We start from the raw sequence: 757 nt of genomic DNA, 5'->3' as shown, positions 1-757 counted from the left end.
GGTTCTGTTGCAGTAAGGCGGTCCGCTATGATGTGCGGAACGACACGAACGACTGAAAGCTCGATGAAGACGTTGAATCCGGCGGTGGCCCGAGTGCTCAAACGCCTGCATTATCCGCTCGACGTGATCCTGACTTGCGTGCGCTGGTACGTGGCCTATCCGCTGAGCCTGCGGCACCTCGAAGAAATGATGGCTGAGCGCGGCGTTTCTGTCGATCATTCGACTGTGCACCGCTGGGCCATCAAGCTGTTGCCGGTGCTGGAGAAAGCGTTTCACCACCGCAAGCGGCCAGTTGGTAAGCGCTGGCGGATGGACGAGACGTACATTCGCGTCAAGGGGGAATGGCGGTATCTCTACCGGGCCGTCGATAGGGATGGCAACACCATTGACTTTCTGCTACGCGCCCATCGGGACAAGACTGCGGCCCGGCGTTACTTCGAGAAATCAATCGCCCAGAACGGTGTACCCGAGACGGTAACCATCGACAAAAGCGGCGCCAATCTCGCCGCGCTCGAAGCAATCAATGCCGATCGTGACGCGCCCATCAGGATCCGCCAGTCCAAATATCTCAATAACCTGGTCGAGCAGGACCATCGGGCGATCAAGCGATGCACGCGGCCCATGCTGGGGTTCAAGACTTTTCGCTGTGCCCGGATCCTTCTGGCCGGCATTGAGGTTATGCACATGATCGCGAAAGGACAGATGAAGTGGGCTCGCGGAACCCATCCGACCGCCGCTGATCAATTCTACGACCTCG

1 protein-coding gene is annotated in these 757 nt (G+C 58.7%); it reads left to right on the top strand.

Annotated elements, in window-relative coordinates; genetic code table 11:
* Positions 1-63 precede the first annotated feature (63 nt).
* Positions 64-757, top strand: a 694-nt coding sequence (locus tag PQR53_RS38875) for an IS6 family transposase (RefSeq protein ID WP_408465898.1), incomplete at its 3' end; no start/stop codon positions are given.

The sequence above is a fragment of the Paraburkholderia fungorum genome, from assembly GCF_046027605.1.
Lineage (GTDB): Bacteria > Pseudomonadota > Gammaproteobacteria > Burkholderiales > Burkholderiaceae > Paraburkholderia > Paraburkholderia fungorum_F.
The sequence above is the reverse complement of the archived record's forward strand: the minus strand, read 5'-3'. Positions and strand labels throughout refer to the sequence as shown.